The 18,738-nt window shown below is 62.9% G+C and carries 15 protein-coding genes; 6 read left to right on the forward strand and 9 right to left on the reverse strand.

Going from position 1 to position 18,738, the window contains the following annotated elements; genetic code table 11:
* Window positions 1–18 precede the first annotated feature (18 nt).
* From ppdK to M8997_RS14750, 7 genes are all read right to left on the reverse strand, one after another.
* The gene (gene ppdK, locus M8997_RS14720) at window positions 19–2,685 is read right to left on the reverse strand and encodes a pyruvate, phosphate dikinase (protein ID WP_250014786.1); all 2,667 of its coding nucleotides are present in this window, start codon (window positions 2,683–2,685) and stop codon (window positions 19–21) included.
* Between the two features lie 139 nt (window positions 2,686–2,824).
* Window positions 2,825–6,283: a chromosome segregation SMC family protein gene (locus M8997_RS14725; protein ID WP_250014787.1), complete on the reverse strand. Its 3,459-nt coding sequence runs from the start codon at window positions 6,281–6,283 to the stop codon at window positions 2,825–2,827.
* A 76-nt stretch (window positions 6,284–6,359) separates the two neighbouring features.
* Window positions 6,360–7,025 carry a DsbA family protein gene (locus tag M8997_RS14730; protein ID WP_250014788.1) on the reverse strand — a complete coding sequence of 222 codons (666 nt, stop codon included), beginning with the start codon at window positions 7,023–7,025 and terminating at the stop codon, window positions 6,360–6,362.
* A 119-nt stretch (window positions 7,026–7,144) separates the two neighbouring features.
* The gene (locus M8997_RS14735) at window positions 7,145–7,651 is read right to left on the reverse strand and encodes a DUF721 domain-containing protein (RefSeq protein WP_250014790.1); all 507 of its coding nucleotides are present in this window, start codon (window positions 7,649–7,651) and stop codon (window positions 7,145–7,147) included.
* A gap of 24 nt (window positions 7,652–7,675) precedes the next feature.
* On the reverse strand, window positions 7,676–8,650 hold the full coding sequence (locus M8997_RS14740; protein WP_250014791.1) for an NAD-dependent epimerase/dehydratase family protein: 975 nt from the start codon (window positions 8,648–8,650) through the stop codon (window positions 7,676–7,678).
* Window positions 8,647–9,918, reverse strand: coding sequence for an O-antigen ligase (locus tag M8997_RS14745; protein WP_252597207.1), 1,272 nt, complete (start codon window positions 9,916–9,918; stop codon window positions 8,647–8,649). The genes M8997_RS14740 and M8997_RS14745 overlap by 4 nt, the downstream gene beginning before the upstream one ends.
* A 23-nt stretch (window positions 9,919–9,941) precedes the next feature.
* On the reverse strand, window positions 9,942–10,694 hold the full coding sequence (locus M8997_RS14750; protein ID WP_250014793.1) for a glycosyltransferase family 25 protein: 753 nt from the start codon (window positions 10,692–10,694) through the stop codon (window positions 9,942–9,944).
* A 187-nt stretch (window positions 10,695–10,881) separates the two neighbouring features.
* Here M8997_RS14750 and mutY point away from each other — a divergent pair, with 187 nt between their 5' ends.
* Both mutY and M8997_RS14760 read left to right on the forward strand, forming a co-directional pair.
* Window positions 10,882–11,970: an A/G-specific adenine glycosylase gene (gene mutY / locus M8997_RS14755; RefSeq protein WP_250014794.1), complete on the forward strand. Its 1,089-nt coding sequence runs from the start codon at window positions 10,882–10,884 to the stop codon at window positions 11,968–11,970.
* Window positions 11,970–12,581, forward strand: a complete 612-nt coding sequence (locus tag M8997_RS14760) for an HAD family phosphatase (protein WP_250014795.1) — start codon at window positions 11,970–11,972, stop codon at window positions 12,579–12,581. The genes mutY and M8997_RS14760 overlap by 1 nt, the downstream gene beginning before the upstream one ends.
* Window positions 12,582–12,653: 72 nt before the next feature.
* On the opposite strand, the gene M8997_RS14765 is transcribed toward M8997_RS14760, so the two are convergent.
* A complete protein-coding gene (locus M8997_RS14765) occupies window positions 12,654–13,787 on the reverse strand; it encodes a site-specific DNA-methyltransferase (RefSeq protein ID WP_250014796.1) in 1,134 nt (377 codons plus the stop codon).
* A 189-nt stretch (window positions 13,788–13,976) separates the two neighbouring features.
* Here M8997_RS14765 and M8997_RS14770 point away from each other — a divergent pair, with 189 nt between their 5' ends.
* Window positions 13,977–14,666, forward strand: a complete 690-nt coding sequence (locus tag M8997_RS14770; protein WP_250015430.1) for an HAD-IA family hydrolase — start codon at window positions 13,977–13,979, stop codon at window positions 14,664–14,666.
* 36 nt (window positions 14,667–14,702) lie between these two features.
* On the opposite strand, the gene M8997_RS14775 is transcribed toward M8997_RS14770, so the two are convergent.
* Window positions 14,703–15,302, reverse strand: coding sequence for a hypothetical protein (locus M8997_RS14775; RefSeq protein WP_250014797.1), 600 nt, complete (start codon window positions 15,300–15,302; stop codon window positions 14,703–14,705).
* A gap of 143 nt (window positions 15,303–15,445) precedes the next feature.
* On the opposite strand from M8997_RS14775, the gene thrC reads away from it, so the two are divergent.
* From thrC to M8997_RS14790, 3 genes are read left to right on the forward strand one after another with little or no spacing between them, the layout of a single operon-like run.
* Entirely contained in the window at window positions 15,446–16,843 is a 1,398-nt protein-coding gene (gene thrC / locus M8997_RS14780; RefSeq protein ID WP_250014800.1) for a threonine synthase, read from the forward strand.
* Window positions 16,844–16,853: 10 nt separating this feature from the next.
* On the forward strand, window positions 16,854–18,149 hold the full coding sequence (locus M8997_RS14785; RefSeq protein WP_250014802.1) for a pitrilysin family protein: 1,296 nt from the start codon (window positions 16,854–16,856) through the stop codon (window positions 18,147–18,149).
* Window positions 18,150–18,155: 6 nt separating this feature from the next.
* Window positions 18,156–18,737 (forward strand): GNAT family N-acetyltransferase, encoded by a 582-nt coding sequence (locus tag M8997_RS14790; RefSeq protein ID WP_250014804.1) that lies wholly within the window; start codon window positions 18,156–18,158, stop codon window positions 18,735–18,737.
* The last annotated feature ends 1 nt before the right edge of the window (window position 18,738 follow it).

Here is an 18,738-nt window from a genome sequence, read left to right on the forward strand (position 1 = left end):
GGATTTAAGGCAACCCCACTAGCCGGCCGGTTTTGCCGATGCCTGCGCTGCCGCCAGCCTGGCGATCGGCACGCGGAACGGCGAACAGGAGACGTAGTCCAGCCCCACCTCCTCGCAGAAGTGGATCGAAGCAGGGTCGCCGCCATGCTCGCCGCAGATGCCGAGCTTGATGTCGGGTCGCGTCGCCCTGCCCTTTTCCGCCGCCAGCCGCACGAGTTCGCCGACGCCATCGACATCGATGGAGACGAAGGGGTCCTGGGCGATGATGCCCTTTGCCTGATAGGTCGTCAGGAAGGAAGAGGCGTCGTCGCGGGAGATGCCGAACGTGGTCTGGGTGAGGTCATTGGTGCCGAACGAGAAGAACTCGGCGGCTTCGGCAATCGAATTCGCCCTCACCGCCGCACGCGGCAATTCGATCATCGTGCCGACAAGATAGTCGATGGTGAGACCGGCTTCCCGCATCACCTCCGCCGCCACGGCGTCGATCCTGGCCTTGACGAAATCGAGTTCGGCCCGAAGCCCGACCAGCGGCACCATGATTTCCGGCACGACCGGAGCGCCCGTGGACTTGGCGGCTTCGACCGCGGCTTCGAAAATGGCGCGCGCCTGCATCTCGGCGATTTCCGGATAGGAGATGGCGAGGCGGCAGCCGCGATGGCCCAGCATCGGGTTGAATTCATGCAGGGCGTCGGTGCGCTCGCGCAGCTTTTCGACGCCGACATTCATCACCGCCGCCACTTCCGCTATTTCCTCGTCGGTCTTCGGCAGGAATTCATGCAGCGGCGGATCGAGCAGGCGGATCGTTACCGGCAGGCCGTTCATGATCTCGAAAAGCTCGACGAAATCCGCACGCTGCATCGGCAGCAGCTTGTCGAGCGCGGTCCTGCGGCCTTTTTCGTTCTCGGCGAGGATCATTTCGCGCATGGCGATGATCCGCTCGCCATCGAAGAACATGTGTTCCGTGCGGCAAAGGCCAATGCCCTCCGCGCCGAAGGAGCGGGCGGTGCGGGCGTCATTGGGCGTTTCGGCGTTTGCCCTGACCTTCATGCGGCGTGCGCCGTCCGCCCATTCCATGATCTTGCCGAAATCGCCGGAAAGCTCCGGCTGCAGCATCGGAACCGCGCCCTTGAGCACCTGGCCGATACCGCCATCTATGGTGATGATATCGCCCTTCTTCAGGGTGACGCCCATGGCGAGCAAGGTCTCGTTGCGGTAATCGACCCGCAGCGAGCCGGCACCCGATACGCAGGGCTTGCCCATGCCCCTTGCGACCACCGCCGCATGGCTGGTCATGCCGCCGCGCGTCGTCAGGATGGCTTCGGCGGCGTGCATGCCGTGAATATCCTCGGGGCTCGTCTCGATGCGCACGAGAATGGCCTTGCGGCCCTCGGATTTGAGCTGCTCGGCATCCTCGGAGGAGAAGACGATTTCGCCGGTCGCCGCGCCGGGCGAGGCCGGCAGGCCGGTGCCGATCACCTCGCGCTGCGCGCGCGGGTCGATGGTAGGATGCAGCAATTGATCGAGCGATCCCGGCTCGATGCGCAGCACCGCCTCTTCGCGCGAAATCAGCCCCTCTTCCGCCATTTCCACGGCGATCTTCAGCGCGGCCTTGGCGGTGCGCTTGCCGGAGCGGGTCTGCAGCATCCACAACTTGCCGTTCTCGATGGTGAATTCGAGATCCTGCATGTCCCGGTAGTGCTTCTCCAGCCTGTCCGAAACGGCACAGAATTCGGCGAAGGCCTCGGGCATGATCTTTTCCAGCGAGGGCCGGTCGGAACCGGCAGCAAGGCGCGCCTCTTCGGTGATGTTCTGCGGGGTGCGGATGCCGGCGACGACGTCCTCGCCCTGGGCATTGACGAGAAATTCGCCATAGAGCTTCTTTTCGCCGGTCGACGGGTTGCGCGTGAAGGCCACGCCCGTGGCGGACCGGTCGCCCATGTTGCCGAAGACCATGGCCTGGACATTGACCGCCGTGCCCCAGCTTTCCGGCATGTTGTGCAGGCGGCGATAGGTCACCGCGCGCGCGTTCATCCAGCTTGAGAATACCGCGCCGATCGCGCCCCATAATTGCTGCTGCGGATCCTGCGGGAATGGCGCCTCGAGTTCTTCCTCGATCTTTTCCTTGTAGAGGGCGATCACGCCTTTCCAGTCGTCCGCCGTCAGGGCCGTATCGACATCATGGCCGAGATTTGCCTTGGTATCCTCCAAAATCTCTTCGAAAACCGAGTGATCCAGCCCCATCACCACGTCGGAATACATCTGGATGAAGCGCCGATAACTGTCATAGGCAAAGCGGGCATCGCCGGATTCGCGTGCGATCGCCTCGACCGTCTCGTCGTTGAGGCCGAGATTGAGCACCGTATCCATCATGCCGGGCATCGAAGCGCGCGAGCCGGAGCGCACGGAAACCAGCAATGGCCTGGCATTGTCGCCGAGCTTGCGGCCTGTCACCGCGGCAATGTGCCCGAGCGCGGCCTCGACGTCCTTTTCCAGCGATGCGGGGTAGCTGCGGCCGTTTTCATAATACCAGCTGCAAACTTGCGAGGTGATGGTGAAACCGGGCGGAACCGGCAGGCCCAGCGCGCACATCTCGGCGAGGTTTGCGCCCTTGCCTCCCAGAAGATCACGATCGCCGGCGGATCCTTCCGCCTTGCCATCGCCGAAAGTATATACCCACTTTTCCATTCGCAGCCTCCCATGCCGACGAGCATGATTGAGGTCTACGCGATCGACCGGGCAAGCGCCAGTGCGAATTGTTGCGATGCAGCATTCAAATCGATTAAGAGGGTAAAACCACGTTAACCCTTGAAATTCTTCGTCAAAACTAGCTGGCTTCGCGCAACTGCTCGGCGGTCTGAAGATCGACGGAAACGAGCTGGCTAACACCCTGCTCGGCCATGGTCACGCCGAAGAGCCGGTTCATGCGCGCCATGGTGATCGGATTGTGGGTGATCACCACGAACCTCGTATCGGTCGAAGCGGCCATCTCGTCCATGAGATTGCAGAAGCGCTCGACATTGTGGTCGTCGAGCGGGGCGTCGACCTCGTCGAGCACGCAGATCGGCGCGGGATTGGTGAGGAACACCGCGAAGATCAGCGCCATGGCGGTAAGCGCCTGCTCGCCGCCCGAAAGCAGCGTCATCGTCTGCGGCTTCTTGCCGGGCGGGCGGGCAAGGATCTCAAGTCCCGCTTCCAGTGGGTCGTCGGATTCGATCAATTGCAATTCCGCCGTTCCGCCACCGAAAAGATGGGTGAAAAGCCGCTTGAACTGGACGTTCACCACTTCGAACGCCGCCAGCAGCCGCTCGCGCCCCTCGCGGTTCAGGCTTTGTATGGCCTGGCGCAATTTCTTGACGGCCTCGATGATGTCTTCGCGCTCGCCGATCAGCGCTTCCAGCCGCTCGGAAAGCTCCTGCTGCTCCTCCTCGGCGCGCAGATTGACGGCGCCGAGCCGCTCGCGCTCGATCTTCAGGCGCTCCAGATTGCGCTCGATCCCATCCACGTCCGGCAGTGGCGATTCCGGCGTCAGGCCGGTCAGCTTGACCGCCTCGTGCGGCGGGCAGTTCAGCGTCTCGACGATGCGCGTCTCGGCATCCTGGCGGCGCTCCTGCGTGGCGGCCAGCCGCTCCTCGGCGCGGGCCCTCGCCTCGCGCGCGGTCGCCAGCGCCTGAATGGCGTCGGTGGCGCTGCGGTCGAGTTCCTGCTGCCGGCTCTCCGCCAGTGCGAGCCGGTCGCCGGCCTCCTTGCGCAGGGCCTCGGCTTCGGACAATTGCGAAAGCAGCGTGCGGTTGCGCTGCTCGATGTCGTCCGGCGCATCGGCGAGGCTCTGGGCCTCCCGGTCCGCCTCGATGCGGCGCTCTTCCAGCGAGCGGATATGATTGTCGGCGTTCTGGGCGCGCGTGATCCAGCTCTTGCGCTCATCGCCGATGGCTTCAAGCCGGCGCTGGCGCGTTTCCGCCTCGCGCCGCAAGCCGTCATGGATCGCCCGCGCCTCGGCCAGCGCCGCACGGTCGCGCATGACATCGGCCGTCAGATCGGCCAGCCGCGCATTGATATCCTCCAGATCGGCAGCGGTTTCGAGCCGCATCTCGATCTCGATGAATTGCTCCTGCGCCTCCTCCAGCGATTCGGCGAGCCTTGAGCGCCCCTCATCGAGCGCCGCACGGCGGCTGGCCAACTGACCGGATGCACGCTCGGCAGCGGCAAGCGCCTCACGGGCATCGCCCAGCGCGCGCTGCATGGCACGCCAATGGTCGCGCGCGGTGCGCTCGGCCTCGACCTGCTGGCGTACCTGCGCCTCCGCCTCGGCAAGCGCTGTCTCCGCCGAGCGCAGCCGCTTCGTCGCCTCGACGATCTCCTCGTCCAGTTCCGCCAGGCGGTTCTTCTGCGCAAGGCGTTGCGCCGCCGGTGTCGGAGCATCGGCGCTGGCCGTATAGCCATCCCAGCGCCATAGCGCGCCCGACCGGCTGACGAGGCGCTGGCCCGCCTTCAACTGTGCCTGGAGGCGCGGGCCGTCAGCCTCGTCCACGACGCCGATCTGCGCCAGGCGGCGCGACAGCTGCGTCGGCGCCTTGACGAAATCGGCGAGCGAAGGGACCGCTGAAGGCAGCGGCGCGTCGCCGCCCCTATCGCCTGGCTCGCCCCAATAGACCGGCGCCGCCTTGTCGAGCGGTGCATCGAGATCCTCGCCAAGCGCCGCGCCGAGGGCAGTCTCGAAGCCCTTTTCGACCCTGACGGTCTCCAGAACGGCGGGAAAGAGGTCGGCGCCACCGGCATTGATCATCCGCGACAGCGTATTCGCCTCCGCTTCGAGGCTGCTCAGCCTGCCGCGCGCTTCCTGCAGGGGCTGGCGCAATTCCGTCTCGCGGCGACGCGCTGCCTCGACCGCCGCTTCCGCGCCCATGGCCGCCTCTTCCGCTTGAACGAGAACGGCCTCGGCTTCATCGACAAGCCGCTGTTTCTCCGCTGGATCGTCAAGCGCCGCAATCTGCGCCGTCACGCTGGCGAGGTCGCGCTCGACATCGCCGATCTGGCGAACGAAGCGGTCGCGGCGCTCGGTGCTTTCGCGCAGCAGCCGCTCGATCTGCGCCCGCTCGGCAGCGGCCTCGGCGCGTTCCGCCGTCACCTTGCCAAGCGCGGACTCGCTTTCGCCGAGCTTCGCCTGCGCCTGTTCGAAGGCCGCGCGCGTCTCGATCTCGCGCTCGCCGGCATTGGCATTGTCGTCGTTGAGCCTGCGCTCCTCCTCGTCGAGGCGGACCAGGACATCCGCATTCTCGCGCACCATCTGCTCTTCCCGGGCGATATCCTCGCCAAATTGCAGCAGGCGCTTGGCGATTTCCGACTGCCGCGCGCGCACGCGCTCGGCCTCTTCCTGCAGTTGGCTTCGCGCAATCGTCAGCCGCTGCAGGGCGGCGGCGGCGCGAGCCTCGGCCTCGCGAAGGTCGGGAAGCTGATGCGCGCCGATCCCCTGTTCCCTGGCGGCGTTCATCTGGCGTTGCGCCTGCTCGGCGACGCCGGAGGTCGCTACGGCGAGGATGGATTGCGCCTCGGCTTCCTGCGCCTTGGCCAGCGACCATTTGAGATGCAGCAGGATCGCCTCGGAACGGCGGATATCCGCCGACAGGCTCTTGAACCTGCTTGCCTGCCGCGACTGGCGCCGCAGGCTCTCGATCTGCGCTTCCAGCTGTCCGACCACGTCTTCCAGCCGTTCGAGATTCTGTTCCGCCGCCCGCAGCCGCAGCTCCGCCTCGTGGCGGCGCGTGTGCAGCCCGGAAATGCCGGCCGCCTCTTCCAGCAGCGCACGCCGCGCCTGCGGCTTGGCCTGGATCAGTTCGCCGATGCGCCCCTGCCCGACCATCGACGGCGAGCGGGCGCCGGTCGACTGGTCGGCGAACAGCAATTGCACGTCCTTGGCGCGCGCATCCTTGCCATTGATACGGTAGACCGAACCGGCCTCGCGCTCGATGCGGCGCGAAACCTGCAGCTCGTCGGCATTGTTGAAGGCCGGCGGGGCGCTGCGATCCTGATTGTCGAGGAAAAGCGTGACTTCGGCGGTGTTGCGGGCGGGACGTGCGCCCGAGCCGGAGAAGATGACGTCGTCCATGCCGGAAGCGCGCATGTTCTTGTACGAGCTCTCGCCCATGACCCAGCGCAGTGCTTCGACGAGATTGGACTTGCCGCAGCCATTGGGACCGACGACGCCGGTCAGGCCGCCCTCGATGACGAATTCCGCCGGTTCGACGAAGGATTTGAAGCCGAGAAGCCGGAGCTTGGTAAAGCGCATCGGCCGCCCCTACCCGACCATCGGGGAAGAAATGACGGGCGCGCCGCGGCGCCCGCCAGTTGAAGGAAGGCGGGACCTAGAGAAGCGGGTCGATAATCGCTGACATCTGGTCAACCGTCAGGGCTCCCGAATATTTGGCGCCGTTGATGAAGAAGGTCGGGGTCGAATCCACACCGAAATCATTTGCGCCGCGCTCGCGCACTGCATTCACATCATCCAGAAGTTTCTGGTTCGTCAAGCAAGCCTTGAATGACTCTTGTGTAAAACCGGCCAATTTGGAGATTTGCAGCAGCGGTTCCTCTGCATTAGCCGCCGCGGCCCATTGTTCCTGCTGTTTGAACAGCACTTCGACCAGCGGATAATAACGCTCTTCCGGCGCGCACCTGGCCAGCATGAAGGCTGCCGCAGCGCGCGGATCGAAGGGGAATTCGCGCAGGATCAGCTTCGCCTTGCCCGTATCGATATATTTCGCCTTGATCGTAGGCAGTGTCGTCACCGAGAAATGGGCGCAGTGCGGGCAGGTCATCGACGCATATTCGACGATGGTCACAGGCGCATCCGCCTTGCCCATGACCATGTCCTTCAGGCTGCCCTGTTCCAGAAGCTTCGCCGCATCGACCTTGCCGCTCGAGGCTGGGGCAGCTTCCTGCGACCAGGCAGACCCGTTTGCGGCCAGTGTCATGGCGGCCGTGGAAACGGCGGCGAGCGCCAGGATTTGTCTACGTGTCAGCGGTTCATTCATCAGGGTCACCTGTCTCCGGCGTTGATGTCAGTTTTTCGCAATTAGTATGCAATGCCAGTCTCTTTAAGGCACGCTTGCCCGTCTGTCTTTGAATTTTTCGTGATTTCGGCGCGCCGAGCTCAGGATTTGCCGAGCTGTCTGGCCGCGTGGATGGTCTGCCCGAGCCGCTGCAGCGCCTCTCTCAGCCCGTCGTCCTCGATGCCGCCGACCGAACGATTGATCCTGCTTGCGGTCGCCGCATCCACCGGCGGCAAGGCGGGCCGCCGCTTGACCGGCTGGCTGACGGGCTTCTGCTCGATCTTGATGCGGCCCACCGCCGAAAAGCCAAGGAAAGCGTTGACGCGGCTGATCAGTTCGCCGGTCTCATGCTGGAGGCGCATGGCGGTGAAGCCCTGGCAGGCGATGAGCAGAGTCGCCGGTTGAAACGGATCATCCTCATGGGCGCGGCGGGGCCAGATCAGCTTGAGGGGCCGCGACTGCTCGCCGAGGGCTGGCCCGACGATCTCCTCCCATGATTGCACCAGTTCGATGGCTACGCCCGCACGCTTGCGCAGCACCGGATCGAGAACGCCGGATGCCGGATCCGCGAGCGGGCGGAAGCCTCTCTTGTCACGTTCATTGCTCATGGCATTTCCTGACGGTTTTCGGGCTCAGCGCCCATTATAGCCGCGAAACCATTCGACGAACAATGGAAGCCCGTCTTCCAGCGAAGTGGCCGGCGAAAAGCCGAGATCGCGTGCAGCAAGGCCGATATCGGCATAGGTCCGCGGCACGTCCGCCGCCGGCATGGGCGCAAACTGCTTGATCGCCTCGCGCCCGCAGGCCTTCTCGATGATCTCGATGAAGCGCATCAGCTGCACCGGCTTGTTGTTGCCGAGATTGTAGACCGGCGCGGTTTCGTCCGGCCGATCCAGTATGCGGCGCACCGCGCCCACGACGCCGGCGACGATATCGTCGATGAAGGTGAAATCGCGCTCCATCTTTCCGTGGTTGTAGACCTTGATCGGTTCGCCCTTCAAGATTGCGTCGGTAAAGAGCCAGGGCGCCATGTCGGGCCGGCCATAGGGCCCGTAGACGGTGAAGAATCGCAGCCCGGTCGACGCGATGCCATGGACATGGCGGTAGGAATAGGCCAGCAGTTCGGCAGAGCGTTTCGTCGCTGCATAGATCGAAACGGGATGATCGACCCGATCCGTCTCCGAAAACGGCACCTTGGTATTGGCGCCATAGACCGACGAGGAGCTGGCATAGACGACCGGCGGGCGCCTGGACATCCGCCGCGCCTGCTCGAATACGGCGACCTGCCCGTGGATATTGGCATCGACATAGGCGGCCGGGTTTTCGACGGAATAGCGCACACCGGCCTGGGCAGCGAGATGGACGATGACATCGGCATCCTGGTGGGAGCGAAGCGCCGATGCGAGGGCCTCACCATCCGCCACATCGACGAGCGCGAACTCCACATTGCTCGCACCCTCGAGGGCGGCAAGCCGCGTTTCCTTGAGAGCGACGGGATAATAGGGGTTCATGTTGTCGAGGCCGACAATTTCGAAACCCTGTTGCGCCAATCGCCGTGCGACGTGAAAACCTATGAAGCCGGCGGCCCCTGTAACGATTGCCTTCATGCTGTACCCGGCACTGCCAGTTTTCGCCTTTCCTGCATTATCCTGCGCGACGTCGCGGCGTTCAGCGCCCCGAAAAAGAAGAACAGAGCCGCGATGGTCGTCTCGTGCAAGAGCGGATTGTGCAGGACACCGTAGCTGATTCCCACCACGACGAAATAGCATGTGGCGCGCACGAGGCCCGCACTGGACGCATTGCGCAGGATGTGCCACAGGCCGAACGCCCAGGTGCCGATAAGCAGGATCAGCCCGATGGCGCCATTGTTGAGGAGCTCGTCCAGAATGGCATTGTGCACATGCAGGTACCCGCTCAGCATCGGCGCCTTGTCGCCCGCCTTGGCGCGGACCGCATCCATCTTGCCGTAGGAACCGACGCCGGTGACGGGATTTTCCTTGATGACCCGGACCGCCCCCGACCAAAGCGTCATGCGGATATCCGCCGAGGCCTTGTCCTTCCATTTCGAACTGTCGCCGGTGTCGTAATATTCGACCATGCCGAAGAAGCGCTCATGGATCTTGTGCCCGATCGGCCCCACCATGACGACGGCAGCCAGGGCCACTGAAGAGCCGATATAAATGGCGGAACGCCGAACCGGGCTGTGCTTCGCGGCGAAAACGAGGATCTCCACGAAGATGAAGATCGGCATCACCACGAGAACCGCCCGCGTTTCCGATATGGCGACCGATACCGCGCCGAAGATGAGATATTGCGGCCCGTCGGGCAGGAAGCGCGCGATTGCCGCCGTGAACGCGGACCAGAGGCCCGGCCGCTTCGGCGGAAAACGATTGGGCTGGTCGCGCAACGGTATGGTGGCGCCGATTGCCGCGAGGGCCGCAACGAAGGCGAAGACCGCCGCATTGCCGCCCACGCCGATGCGCCCGCCTTCCATGAGGAAGGAGCAGGCGGCGATGAGGAAGGCCAGCACCGTGCCGAGGCGGGAGCCTAGAACGAAGGCCCGCAGCGGATCGTGAATGAGGATCATGCCCGGCCCGGCAAAGGCGAAGAGCGAAAAGAGCAGCGTATAGCCGATCTGCCTGTTCCCGATGATCGGCTCGCCGCGATAGAAGATGAGCCCGAGCGACCACACGGCATAAAGCAGGGCGAAGAGGTAGAATTTCCCGGCGAACAGCCGCGCGGTACGGTGGCGCGCAATCGCGAGATAGAGGCCGACGCAGGAGAAGATCAGCAGCGAGACCGGACCTATGACGATGCGGATCGGCATGGCGACAGCGCCTAGTCCGAGCAGCCATTTGTCAAAACGGCGCCGCATCAGGAAAATGCGTTGGACAAGCCTCACTCTTTCAGTTCCTTCAATCGAACCGTCTGCAATCCATAAAGGACTCGGCGGATATAGTCACCTGTCCGGAACAACAGCGCGCCGGAGCGCTTCCAGGCGGCAGGCTTGGTGGAGGAGTAGCGCTTGCGGCTCCCGATCGTCGTCGGCGCCTCGGGGGAAAGCCCGACAACACGCTCCCTGGTGGCAAGCAGGCTGAAACGGCCGGCCCAGCCGCGCTCCAGCGCCACGTCATAGGGCAGCGACATGGGCAGCAGCGCACGCGCCAGCCGCGCCGCGCCTTCGCGGGTGACCATATAGGCCGCCGCACTGCCGAGCGGCCCGTGCAGGCAGCGACCGACGTGAACGCCATCGATCGTCGCAAAGGTCCGGAAAGCCGCGGTGCGATGGTTGACGAGCTTCACCGCATCCCAACCGCCGAGCCGCGACAGCCGTTCCACAAAGGGCAGAAAGCCGGGCTTGAACTCCACATCGTCCTCTACGATCACCGCATGAGGCTCCTCGCCGGCAGCGATCGCATTAAGCGCCGCGATATGGCTGAGATAACAGCCGATCTCGCCCGGAAGCACCGAGCGCCCATGCTGGCGGAAGAATGCGCGCTCATCGAGTTCAGCCACCCCGGGCACATAGGCGCCGCCATCGACGGCCTCTATGCGCCGGATATCGATGTCAAACTTTTCGGCACTGCCCCGAATTGTCTCCCAGCGCTTATGGGAGCGCTCGAGATTGATGACGTATACAGGTACAGACAAGCGTAAATTCTCGCATGGGTTTATTTGCGTATCTGCTCGTGGAGCGGTTGGACCTGAATGTCAACACAAACAAAATTACCGTGGCTTAGACAAAAGTTCGCGTCCGGGCGCTTTCGGGAACGCTCTGCGTCTGCTTGCGGCATTTCGGAAGATGCATTCGGTAACGGTCTGCGGTAATCAGGCGGCCATGGACAGTTGCGGCCCCGATCTCAGTGCGAAGCTCTTGGCATGGTACGATTCGCACCATCGGATTCTGCCATGGCGGACGGCCCCGGCGGACCGGCGGGCAGGCAAGCGGACCGATCCCTACGCCGTATGGCTTTCCGAAATCATGCTGCAGCAGACGACGGTCGAAGCGGTAAAGCCGTATTATCGAACCTTTCTCGAGCGCTGGCCGACGATCGAGCATCTCGCAGCGGCGAGCCAGGACGATATTTTGCGGGCCTGGGCCGGACTTGGCTATTATTCGCGCGCCCGCAACCTGAAGAAATGCGCGGATGTGGTCGCCAGCCAATATGGCGGGCGCTTTCCCGACGATGCGGAAGGGTTGAAGCGCTTGCCGGGAATAGGCGACTACACCGCCGCCGCCATCGCATCCATCGCGTTCGACCGCCCTGTCGCGGTCGTCGATGGCAATGTGGAGCGCGTCGTCTCCCGGCTCCACGCCATCGAGACGCCGCTGCCGGCAGCCAAGCCATTGATCCGCTCGCATACGCAGCGCATCACCCCATTGGAGCGGCCCGGCGATTTTGCGCAGGCGATGATGGACCTCGGCGCCACGATCTGCACGCCGAAGCGGCCGGCCTGCATCATCTGCCCGGTGCAGCCCGATTGCGAGGCATTCCGCAGCGGCGACCCGGAACCCTTTCCGGTGAAGGCGCAAAAGCAGGCCAAGCCGGTGCGCGTCGGCGCGGCTTTCGTCGCCATTTCCGCCGATGGCGCGGTCTATCTGCAGCGGCGCGCCGAATCCGGCCTGCTTGGCGGCATGAGCGAGGTGCCGACGACGGCATGGACCGCACGGCAGGACGGCGAAGCCGGCGTCGCGGGCGCACCCTACCCCGCGGACTGGCTCCCATGCGGCACGATCACCCATGTCTTCACCCATTTCGAACTGAGACTGAGCGTTTTTCGCCTCGAAGATGCCCCGGCATTGCCCGGACTTCCCGGCTGGTGGGTACAAATCGACCGATTGTCCGAAGAAGCGTTGCCGACGGTCATGAAAAAGGCCATTGCTGCTGCAATTCCCTACGCTTTCGCAACGAGAAGGAACAAATGATGACGCCCGTGAAGCATATTGTCTTCGATATCGGCCAGGTTTTGATCCATTATGAACCGGACGCCGCCTTTCGTTCGTTGATACCCGATGCCGACGAGCGCAAATGGTTTTTCGACAATGTCTGCACCAGCGCCTGGAACATCGAGCAGGATCGCGGCCGCAAATGGGAAGACGCGGAGGCGCTGCTGATCGCCGATTTCCCCGATTGCGAGCAGCACATCAGGGCGTTCCGCCAGAACTGGCACCTGATGATCACCCATTCCATCGATGGCAGCGTCGAAATTCTCCGCAAGCTCATCGCCGATGGGCATGATGTGACGATGCTGACGAATTTCGCCTCGGATACATTGCGCGAGGCCTGGGAGCGCTTCCCGTTCCTGACGACAAGCCGCGGCGTGACGGTCTCCGGCGATATCGGATACATCAAGCCGGACCGGGAAATCTATGACCGCCACGTCGCGGCCTTCGACCTCGACCCGGCGGCGACGCTGTTCATCGACGACAGTGCCAAAAATGTCGTCGGCGCACAGAATGCCGGCTGGCAGGCGGTGCAGTTCATCGACCCAGCGACATTGCGCGCCGACCTGGCGCGGTTCGGAATAGCCGTCTGACGCAGTCGATCCCCGCTTCGAGGCGAGGATCGGTCTACCGGCCAGGCAGCGGCTCGTTGAGGCAGCGGCTCGTCAGGCTCCGGCCGGCGCCATGCCGCTGCGAACCTGCTTGCGCAGTTCGTCGATGGGCTTCAGCTGGCCTTCGTCCTCGAAATGCCAGAAGGTCCATCCATTGCAGGCATCCAGGCCCTGGACCCGGGCTCCCATGCGGTGGATCGATCCGGCATCGCCGCCCGATGCGACAGTGCCGTCCGCGCGCACGATGGCCGCATGACGCCGGCGGGCGTCGCTGAGGATCGCTCCCGGCTTCAACATGCCGGATTCGACGATGGTCCCGAAGGCGACGCGCGGCTCGGCGCGCTTGCTCGACATGACCGTCAGTTCCGCTCCCGCCAGAGGCTCGACAGCCGCGATGCGAGCAGTCGCGGCGTCGATATATTTCTGCTCCCGCTCGATGCCGACGAAGTGGCGCCCGAGACGTTTTGCGACGGCGCCGGTCGTCCCCGATCCGAAGAAGGGATCGAGAATGACGTCGCCGGGCTTGCTCGAAGCCATGAGTATCCGGGCCAGCAGCGCTTCGGGCTTCTGTGTCGGGTGGACCTTGTCGCCATTCTCATCCTTGAGACGCTCCGCCCCGGTGCAGATCGGGAAAAGCCAATCCGAACGCATCTGCAGATCGTCATTGGCTGCCTTCATGGCCTCGTAATTGAACGTGTATGATTTTGCCTGGCGATCCCGCGATGCCCAGATCATCGTCTCATGCGCATTCTGGAAGCGCCGGCCGCGGAAATTCGGCATGGGGTTGTTCTTGCGCCAGATGATGTCGTTGAGCATCCAGAAGCCAAGGTCCTGCATGGCGGTGCCGACGCGGAAGATATTGTGGTACGAGCCGATGACCCAGATCGTGCCGCTGGGTTTCAGGACACGGCGGCACGCCAGAAGCCAGGCGCGGGTGAAGGCGTCATAGGCCTGGAAACTGTCGAACTGGTCCCAATGGTCGTCCACCGCATCAACTTTCGATTGATCTGGACGAAGCAACTCACCCTCAAGCTGCAAATTATAGGGCGGATCGGCAAAAATCACATCGACGGAATGGTCCGGCAGGCGGTTGAGGGCGGCGACGCAATCACCTTTCAGGATGGTGTCGCGCCAGGAAGCCTGCGGCGCAACTTGGGGAAGTTCATTCACAAGGCGTACAACTGACATGGGATACTCGACTACTCGGGACGCTAAACTCCGCTTATGGTTACCGGGCACGGTAAATATCGCGTTAAGAGGCCGCGCCCCGCCGCAAGATGCCAGCTTTTCTTTGACGCCCCGGCGATTAGCGTGTAGTCAGCCGCCATCCCCCAAGATTGTCCGCTGCTGGCGGACGCACTCCGCATGGACAGGTATATCATGGAACCCCAGCTCATTATTTTCGATTGCGACGGCGTGCTCGTCGATTCGGAATTTCTCGCCGCCCAGGTCGAGTCCGAATTGCTGACGCAGTCCGGCTATCCGATCGATCCCGAGACGATTGCCGAGCGTTTCGCGGGACTGACCTGGACGGACATCCTCCTCCAGGTGGAGAAGGAGTCCGGCATACCGATCTCGGCACAGCTCATCGAGGAATCCGCCCGGCAGATGGACCACAAGCTGCGTAACGAGCTGAACGTCATCGAGGGCGTGGAGCAGGTCGTGGCCAACCTGCCCTATCGCAAATGTATCGCATCCAACTCCATCGGATCGTCGCTCAAGATGATGCTCGAGCAGAGCACGCTCTACGAGCTCTTTGCTCCGCACATCTTTTCGGCAAGGGAAGTCGGCACGCAGAAGCCGAAGCCGGCGCCTGACGTCTTTCTCTATGCGGCCAAGCAGTTCGAGGTCGATCCACGCCACGCCATCGTGATCGAGGATTCGTCCCACGGCGTTCATGCGGCCAGCGCCGCCGGCATGCGGGTCATCGGTTTTACCGGCGGCTCCCATACCTATCCCGGCCATGCGGACCGGCTGACTGATGCGGGCGCCGAAACCGTCATCAGCCGGCACAAGGACCTGCCGGCCGTCATTCAGGCGCTGTCGATCTGGTCAGAGGCCAGCTGAGCCGGAAGCCGGGCCAGCCAGCCCGGCCTCTTTCATTCAGCTCTTGCGCTTCTTGGCGGGCGCCGCGCCAGCCTCGTCGAAACCGATGAAGACCTGCACATTCTGCGCCGTCGGCTTGGGGAATGCGACTTCCGCATCATTGAACACGAACTGCGTCGCTGCGCCCGGCGTTGCCGAAATCTGCTGCGTGTGCAGCTTCGAATAGAGCACATCGCTGCCCTGCACGACCGCGACGCGGATCGGCATGTTGACGGTGCCCGGCGCGAACTTCGGACCCGGCACGATCTTGCCGGCGATGGCGACATTCATCGTGAGCGTGCCGTCCACGGTCTTGCAGGAACGGGTCTCGTTCGAGATGGAGGCCTGGTAGATCAGGTTTTCAGGGGTTTTCTCCGCCTTGCCGTAATTGCTGATGATGGCCGTGCCTTCGCGGATGGTCACCGGCGGGCAAAACCCGAGCAGGTCCGACGCTTTGATGCGCTCCTGGGCCTGCGCCAGTTCCTGGGCCTTCGGGCTGTTTGGATCGGTGGCATCGCTCGATGTGGAACATGCACTCAGGCCGAAAGCGAAGATCATTGCAAAGAATGGGGCGCAATGTTGATAGAATGGCCGAGATTTTTCTGTTTCAGACTTCATGAACGGTATTTCCTCGAACAACAAACCTTGACGAATGGACATGATCTATACCAACGGTACGCCGAGAATGCGACGGGGCATTGCGAGCTTTTTTGCCGGTTGCAATAACCGCACTTCTACGCAAGGGATCTAGGGCAGGTAATATGAGATATGTCAGCACCCGCGGCACAGCGCCCGAGTTGAACTTTTCCGACGCGCTTCTGGCGGGTCTCGCCCGCGATGGCGGCTTGTACCTGCCGCGGGAGTTTCCGAGCTTTTCCGCCGAGCAGTTGAGAGCGATGCGCGGCAAGACCTATGCCGAGATCGCCATCGAAGTCCTGACGCCCTTCATCGAAGGCGATATCGACGGCGGCGAGTTCGAAACCATGGTCCGCGAGGCCTATGGCACCTTCCGCCACGAAGCCGTCTGCCCTCTGGTCCAGACCGGCCATAATGAATTCGTGCTCGAATTGTTTCATGGGCCGACGCTCGCCTTCAAGGATGTCGCCATGCAGTTGCTTGCGCGCCTCATGGATCACATCCTGACCCGGCGCGACCAGCGCGCGACGATCGTCGGCGCGACCTCCGGCGATACGGGCGGCGCTGCCATCGAGGCTTTCGCCAATCGCGACCGCACGGATATTTTCATCCTGTTTCCGCATAACAGGGTCTCGCCGGTCCAGCAGCGGCAGATGACGACCTCCGGCGCGGCCAATGTGCATGCGCTGGCCGTAGAGGGCAATTTCGACGATTGCCAATCGCTCGTCAAAGGCATGTTCAACGACCTGAAATTTCGCGATTCTCTCGCGCTTTCCGGGGTGAATTCGATCAATTGGGCGCGGATCATGCCCCAGATCGTCTATTATTTCACCAGCGCCCTTGCGCTCGGCAGCCCGGACCGGCCGGTTTCCTTCACGGTGCCCACGGGCAATTTCGGCGATATTTTCGCAGGCTATGTCGCCAAGAAGATGGGGCTTCCGATAGAGCGGCTCGTCATCGCCACCAATGACAACGACATTCTGATGCGGACGCTTGCATCCGGTTCATATGAGACCCGCGGCGTCCTGCACACCACCTCGCCATCCATGGACATCCAGGTTTCCTCCAATTTCGAGCGATTGCTGTTCGAGGCGCATGGGCGCGACGCCAGCGCGATCGTGCGGCTGATGGACGGGCTGAAACAGTCAGGGAGCTTCACCATCGGCGCGGACGCACTGACGCGGATCAGGGCGGAGTTCGACGCGGGCCGCTCCACCATGGACGAGACGGCGAAGATGATCGGCGACGTGCTGGAGAAGTCCGGCTATCTGCTCGACCCGCATTCCGCCATCGGCGTCAAGGTAGCGCGCGAAACGCTTGCCCCGGGCAGCACGAGCGTGGTCCTCGCAACGGCCCATCCGGCCAAATTTCCCGATGCAGTTCAAGCTGCTAGCGGCATCACGCCCGAGCTTCCGCATTGGCTTGCCGACCTGATGCAGCGAAAAGAACGCTTTGCGGTACTTCCCAACGACCTGTTAAATGTGGAAGAGTACGTAAGCCGGCACTCAAGGGCCGCGAAGTAAGGAGCATTGCATGGGCGTTGAAATCAGTCGCCTCTCCAACGGTTTGACGATTGCGACAGAGACGATGCCGCATGTGGAGAGCGTAGCACTTGGCATCTGGGTCAAGGCGGGTTCGCGGAACGAGGCCAAGGGCCAGCATGGCATAGCCCATCTGCTCGAGCATATGGCGTTCAAGGGGACCGAAAACCGGTCCGCATGGAAGATCGCCGTGGATATCGAGGATGTCGGCGGCGAGATGAATGCCGCGACGAGCGTCGAGACGACATCCTATTTTGCACGAGTGCTGCGCGATGACATGCCGCTGGCGATCGATATTCTCACCGACATCCTGACCAGCCCCAAATTCGACGAGGAGGAACTGGAGCGCGAGAAAAACGTCATCATGCAGGAGATCGGCGCGGCGCATGATACGCCCGACGATGTCGTGTTCGACCGTTTTACCGAGGCTGCGTTCCAGGACCAGACGATCGGCCGGACCACGCTCGGCACGCCTGAAACCGTCGCATCCTTCTCATCGGCGGATCTGCGCCGCTACATGGAAGAACAATATAGCGCGGAGCGCATGGTGGTCGTGGCCGCCGGCGGCGTCCGGCACGACGAATTCGTGCGCGAGGTGGAAAAGCGCCTCGGCTCCTTCCGCTCCACGGCCACGGCGCCCGAGCCGGATGTTTCGACCTATATCGGAGGCGATTTCCGCGAGCATCGCGACCTGATGGACGCGCAGGTGGTGATCGGCTTCGAGGGTCGCGCCTATCACGTGCGCGATTTCTACGCCTCGCAGCTGCTTTCGATGGTCCTCGGCGGCGGAATGTCGTCGCGGCTGTTCCAGGAAGTGCGCGAAAAGCGCGGGCTGTGCTATTCCGTCTATGCCTTCCACTGGGGCTTTTCCGATACCGGCGTCTTCGGCATCCATGCCGCCACCGGGCGCGACCATCTGACGAAGCTGGTGCCCGTCATCATCGACCAGCTGCATGAAGCGTCGCAGAATATCCACCAGGACGAACTGAACCGCGCCAGGGCGCAATACCGCGCCAGCCTGCTGATGTCGCATGAGAGTGCGGCGAGCCGGGCCGGTCAGGTCGCGCGGCAGATGCTGCTTTACGGCAATCCGGTCTCGACCGAGGAACTCGTCGAGCGGCTGTCGAAGATCACGGTGGAACGCCTGACCGATCTTGCCGGCCGCCTGTTCCTCGATACGACGCCGACCATCGCAGCCGTCGGACCCATCAAACCCTTGATGGGCTTCGAGGATCTGCGCGGCCAATTGAAGCCAGCGACGGCAAGCCTGCGTAAAATCGCCGTCTAGCCAGCCATGATAGCGCTCCCCTTCCTGAAAAGCGCTACACCGACGCTGCAGGGGGAGCGGCTGCATCTCAGGCCGCCGCAGCTGTCCGACTACAGGGCCTGGGCCAGCCTGCGCGCCCAGAGCCGCGACTTTCTGGCGCCATGGGAGCCTCTCTGGGCGCCGGACGATCTGGAACGGGCCGCCTTCCGTCACAGGATCCGCCATTATGACGAGGAAGCCGCGGCCGGCACCGCCTTTCCGTATTTCCTGTTCCGCAACGCGGATTCCCGCCTGCTGGGCGGGATAACGCTCGGCAACATACGGCGCGGCGTCGGGCAGAACGCCATGATCGGTTATTGGATCGGCCAGCCCTTCGCCGGCCAGGGCTATATGTATGAGGCGCTCAAGCTGCTTATTCCCCATGCATTTGGCAAGGTAAGGTTGCACCGGCTGGAAGCGGCCTGTATTCCATCAAATGAGAGATCCATAAGGCTTCTCGAAAAAGCCGGATTTCAGAGGGAAGGACTGTTACGCTCTTACCTAAAGATTAATGGTGTATGGCAAAACCATCTGCTCTTCTCATTGATCGAAGACGATGTGCGGCGCTAGT

It is taken from the genome of Phyllobacterium sp. 21LDTY02-6 (assembly GCF_023554255.2).
In the GTDB taxonomy this organism is placed as follows: Bacteria; Pseudomonadota; Alphaproteobacteria; order Rhizobiales; family Rhizobiaceae; genus Phyllobacterium.